The sequence below is a fragment of the Flavobacterium sp. genome (assembly GCF_049318325.1).
GTDB lineage: Bacteria > Bacteroidota > Bacteroidia > Flavobacteriales > Flavobacteriaceae > Flavobacterium.
On the sequence record NZ_JBMOGQ010000152.1, the window covers coordinates 1 to 5,026 of the forward strand.

Consider the following 5,026-nt stretch of genomic DNA (forward strand, 5'->3'; position numbering starts at 1 on the left):
AGCGGTTCTATTACATTGTTTCGTAGGTATTCGACCACCTCCAAGAGCATTTAATTGCAATCTGTCTCACGCTAGTTTGATATACAAATTCTACGAGTGAGGCATAGTAGAGCTAATGTAATAAAAATGATAAATAAAAAATTTCTTCTTTTACTTGTTGTTAATTTAATATCCCTTTCTGTAATTTCCCAAAAAATAATAAAAATAAATAGAGACCCAGATAATAGAAAGGATTATGCAAATGTTTTTTTTAAAACACAATATACTTTATTTGATTATTGGTCAGACGAACCTATTTTTCCTGACGAAAATGAAATTTATCATATATATTATGCAACTAATGAAAATAAGACTCCAAAGGAATTTATTGGCACTGCTTATCAACTATCAACATACATAGCTTATAAATTTTCAAATTTTGAGAATTGTAAAAATTGGTGTGAGGGTGCTATTTACAAACGTAAAGTAATAAAAAAATATGAACCTGAGCTTGTGGGTTGTGTAAATGGAGATTGTGTTAATGGATATGGGGTAAAAAGGTTTTCTATTGGAACTTTTTCAGGTTATTTTAAAGATGGATATATTTCAAATGGGGAACTTAAATATGATTCAGGAGATATATACAAAGGTAACTTTCTTTTGGGAACAAAAAACGGATTTGGAATATTAAAATTTAATAGTGGCTCAATTTATGAAGGTGAATGGGTTAATGATGTAATGCAAGGGTATGGAACTTTAGTAATGAAAGATGGGTCCAGTTATAAAGGAGATTGGGTTAATGGTAAAAAACAAGGAAAAGGTGTAACAAAATGGGCAAGCGGGTCAATTTACAACGGTGATTGGGTTAATGATGTTAAACAAGGGCAGGGAAAACTTACTTATAGTAGTGGAGTTATTGAAGAAGGTACTTGGGTTAATGATAAATTTGTTTCATCCTATACTAGTAACTATTCTGTTGCAAGCAGTAATAATTCAAATTCAAGCAGTAATAATTACAATAACGCATCTTCTACAAATCCAATGGAAAATATTCAGAATGGATTTAAAGAACTTGTGAACAATCCATTGATTAAAGGGATGTTGGCGAATGAAGTAAAACTATCAAATTCTGGAATGAATGTAAATGGTGAAAAATGTAAGAAATGTAAAATTGTTCTAAAAACCCCAAAAAATAGAGCCTGTTATATTTGCAATCGACAATTTTCAGGGTGGGGATTTATAAAAGAGACTTATGGTATTACCAAAGAGCACGAAGAATTATTATCCTCTTGTTTTCCTGAGTTAGGTTGCCATAATTATAGATGTTGGAGAATCCACGAAGATGCTTGTTGTAGTAGACAGTGTGCAATGAAGTTGTAAATAAAATTATGTATTCGAAATTTAAATATATTTCACATTTTTTTAATAAAATTAAATAAATTATAGTTTTAATATTATAGGTAAAATATTTTCAATATCATTACTTTATTTGGATAATGAAACTTGTAAATTAATTAAATTTTAAATAAACATTTTTACTTAAGTAATATCTATCCTTTAACATCAACCTTAAAATCATGAATCTAAACGCATTTAATTTAAAATACAACATGTGTTTAGTATATCAAAATCCATCTCAAACTAATAATTAAAATTAAGTAACTCATGAAAACAACAGTTAATACTGCAATAAGCAGAGAACAAAGACTCTTGATTAATATTCAAAAATGCAAACTTGCGTTGTGCAAGGGTTATAAGTATGATAAACCAACAGGGGAAATAATTGGCCAAAAAGGCAATGCAATTAAAGCACATATCAATGGATATACCATAATATCTTTTGTTGTAAATGGAGTGAGGATATACATTTACGGAACCACATTCATTGAGTATGTTCTAAAAAGTGAAAATGCATCAATAACCAATGAAGAAATCGAATTGGCTAAAGTATATGTTAAGCCATCTACCACATATTTAGCAAACCGAAAGGCTTTAAAAGAAGCAAAAAGCAAAGAGGTGTTTGTAAATAAAGATTTAAAAGTTAACTTGTTGGTCACTCCTTTGACTCAAGCATCACCGATAAAATATTTGCCTACAATCGATAATTCAAATTTTGGGGCAAATTACTTGGGACATCATTCAAACTCGAATACTCGCTTATTAATCTAAAAATTTGATGGGTTATTTTATTCCAACAGACTCTATGTAATTGATGATTTATTTAATCAAAGACCCAGGAAAAACGGAGCTTTGTTAGGTATTTTCAAATTATCCTGGCACTTTTGGAAATTTAAATTTAACTACTAACTACAACTAAAAACTACTTTAAAATTTCTAATGATATGTTATTCTTATACGTAGACAGAATGTACCTTTCTGATTTGGTTACATTAATAAATAGAAAAGATAAGCGACCTGTGCGGACGTGGTGCAAAAAAAACAATGTCCCCATATTCAAAGACTGCTCTGGGGAGTTTGTATATCGTAATGACTTTGAGCTTGCCAATGACTTGCCGTTGATTTTACATCTAAAATCAAAATATGGTAACGATTGGGAACAATACTACCAAGCATATCTTCAGAATGCCTTGTATAAAATCATTGATTTCAAAAGCGATTCAAAGAAGCAAACAGGCTATGTGCCTAAAGGTAGTATTAGTAGAAAGATATTTAATGACGATATAAATGAAAGTGCTTAAATACAAAAAATTCGTTGGTCTTCACATCGTTTGCAAACGATGTAATAGGCAAATCGAATTATCTCAGACGCAATACAAGGGGTGTAATCACCCTTTGGAGCGTCAGAGATATAAAGCAGTGATTAAGATAAATGGGGTTCGTAGAACGAAGGATTTAAAGTCTTTGGTATATGATGATGCAGTAAAAGAACTTTTGGAATTTAAAGAGCTTCTAATAAATCCAATTGAACTTAACACTAACTTAAAACCAAATGAAGAAAAGTTCGAATTGTTCACAGATTTCATGTTCATGTATAGTGATTGGTTGGAAAACATTGGTGTTCCTAGACACGAACAAAAAATAAGGTCTGAGAAATACATTAAAGAAACCGTAGGTTATATAAATAAGTTTGGGAGCTTCTTAAAGAAAAATGGCGGGGACTTGAGCAAGTTGACCATTTATCAAATTGATAAATTCATGCTTGGCAAATACTATGAGTATTTAGAAGAAACATACAAAAGTCACGCAACCTTTAATCACAATTTGAGGGCATTAAAGAACTTTTATAATTTCTTAACCATTGAAAAGGAATTGGTTATACCCAATGTTCCAAAAAAGATGAAATTGAAATATGAGAATCCTAACCCAACAAGTATTTCAGACCAAGATTTTTTAAAATTACTTTCGGTAATAACCGAAAAAGATTCTATTGAAATCCTTAAAAGTGGTGCTAAAAAGAATAGATATAGACCTTATACAAAGGATGGTATTGAGCTATGTGCTTACACAGGCATGAGGCTAGAAGAAGTTACTTCGTTGAAGTATTCTGATATTGTAATCGATACAGATGGAGAACTAGAATGTATTATCGGAACTGATTTGAAGTTTGAACGTGCTCACAATTGGGATAAAACCAAAGCAACAAAAAGTGTTTATATTCCAATTTCAAATGAGTTAAAAGAACTCCTTGAAAGATTAGACTACAAATCAAATCTTGGGGTAAATAAATACTTGATTGCCGATGATATGAACATCGATAGAAAGACACTAGCAAAGCAATTAAGCCATTCTTTTACATTCTATCGAAGACAAGCTAAGTTAGGAGATGATTTTAGTATAAAACATCTTAGAAAGACTTTCTTGACCAAACTACATTTGCAAACTGGGTTGACCGAATCAATGGGGTACCAAAAAACAGCAAGTGTGGTTTTGAAAAATTATATTGATAAAAAGGCTGTTGTAAAGGAAGCTAATAAGAGAGGGTTTCGTTATTTTAACACTAATGCAAATGGGTAAGCTATTTTAAATTAAAAATATAATTTGATTATTAAGAAAAAAATATATAACTTTACAGTATAGTATCGTATACGATACTATACTTCAAACAATAAATTTATTAAACACCCATCCATAAAATTTGCTTTTTAATTAAATTTCTTATACCTTTGCATGTATAATATCATATATGATATTATACAATAATATAATAAAATGAGAAAAGAAACTTTTGAATTAGCCAAGAGTGAAATCGCTGCCTATTTAATTGATAATAAAATAGGAGCGTATACTTTTTCAGATATCACAAAAATTTTTCAGTCCAAAAGAGAAGAATGGGGGATTGCAAATTACCGCACAACAAAACACTTTATATCTTTTTTAGAACAAAATAAAATCCTAGAACTAATAAAACTTAAGCACCTAACTAAGGGAAACTTAAAACAAGTTTTTATAATTCCAAATGGCGATAAATTCAAAATTGCCCAAACAATAAAAAAAGAAGGATACATAAGTTACTACTCAGCACTTCAAATTCATCAGCTAACATTCCAAAACTCCAAATCTGTTTACATCAGTTTTGATAAATATGGAGAAAGTGAAAATACTGATTACATATCACAAGAATCTATCGATAATGCTTTTTCAAAACCTCAAAGACAAACATCAGAAATTTATAAATCAGAAATAGACGATATTCGATATATTTTCATTCAAAAAAAGACTAATTCTATCGATGTTGGAATATCAGAAGACAATGGTGTGAAATTTACCGATTTAGAACGAACATTAATTGATATAACAATAAGACCTGCTTATTCTGGTGGTGTTTTCGAAGTTCTAGAGGCTTTTATTAAAGCGAAGGACAAAGTCAATATAATAAAAATGATGAATTATTTAGATGAATTAAATTATGTTTATCCCTACCACCAGTTAATTGGCTTATACCTTGAGAAAGCAGGATATAATGACGAAGCAACAAGACCATTTTATAAAAGAAAAATGAACTTGAAATTTTATCTAACATATAACATATCAAATAAAAAACTGGATGAAAAATGGAATGTGTATTACCCTAATGGGTTTTAATAAT

Annotated in this window: 5 protein-coding genes; all 5 read left to right on the forward strand. The window is 29.8% G+C overall.

Translation table 11 applies throughout. The annotated features are described in order from the left end of the window. The first annotated feature begins 126 nt into the window (after positions 1-126). The 5 genes from ACOYLP_RS10710 (at position 127) to ACOYLP_RS10730 (ending at position 5,022) form a co-directional block, all read left to right on the forward strand. Positions 127-1,359, forward strand: coding sequence for an MORN repeat-containing protein (locus ACOYLP_RS10710; protein ID WP_422856161.1), 1,233 nt, complete (start codon positions 127-129; stop codon positions 1,357-1,359). A gap of 285 nt (positions 1,360-1,644) precedes the next feature. Then, the gene (locus ACOYLP_RS10715; protein ID WP_422856162.1) at positions 1,645-2,148 is read left to right on the forward strand and encodes a hypothetical protein; all 504 of its coding nucleotides are present in this window, start codon (positions 1,645-1,647) and stop codon (positions 2,146-2,148) included. A gap of 173 nt (positions 2,149-2,321) precedes the next feature. Continuing rightward, entirely contained in the window at positions 2,322-2,678 is a 357-nt protein-coding gene (locus ACOYLP_RS10720) for a hypothetical protein (protein ID WP_422856163.1), read from the forward strand. After that, positions 2,665-3,954 carry a tyrosine-type recombinase/integrase gene (locus ACOYLP_RS10725; RefSeq protein ID WP_422856164.1) on the forward strand — a complete coding sequence of 430 codons (1,290 nt, stop codon included), beginning with the start codon at positions 2,665-2,667 and terminating at the stop codon, positions 3,952-3,954. The genes ACOYLP_RS10720 and ACOYLP_RS10725 overlap by 14 nt, the downstream gene beginning before the upstream one ends. Before the next feature lie 195 nt (positions 3,955-4,149). Further along, positions 4,150-5,022, forward strand: a complete 873-nt coding sequence (locus ACOYLP_RS10730) for a type IV toxin-antitoxin system AbiEi family antitoxin domain-containing protein (RefSeq protein ID WP_422856165.1) — start codon at positions 4,150-4,152, stop codon at positions 5,020-5,022. Positions 5,023-5,026: the final 4 nt, after the last annotated feature.